The organism is Bradyrhizobium sp. Kon56, assembly GCF_055807635.1.
In genome coordinates, this window is the sequence record NZ_JBVVOU010000244.1 from 1 (window position 1) to 339 (window position 339).

The 339-nt window shown below is 66.1% G+C and carries 1 pseudogene; it reads right to left on the reverse strand.

The annotated features are described in order from the left end of the window. A pseudogene (locus AC0L3B_RS38815) lies at window positions 1-339 on the reverse strand (alpha-ketoacid dehydrogenase subunit beta); the annotation flags it as partial.

The window sequence follows — 339 nt, forward strand, 5'->3', positions numbered from 1 at the left end:
CGGTGCGCAGGCCGCAGACCTGAGTGAATACCGCTTCGATGCTCTGGCTGTGGGTCTGGCCGCCATAAATGCCGCCGCCGCACGGCATGCGCATGGTCAAGGGCGCGGTGAACTGGCCGGCCGAGCGATAACGCAGGCGCGCCGCTTCGGAGATGATCTGATCGGTGGCGGGGTAGACGTAGTCGGCGAACTGGATTTCCGCGACCGGGCGCAGGCCGTAGGCACCCATGCCCACCGCCACGCCGACGATGCCGCTTTCGGAGATCGGTGCGTCGAATACCCGTGAGCTGCCGTACTTGGTTTGCAGGCCTTCGGTGCAACGGAACACGCCGCCGAAGT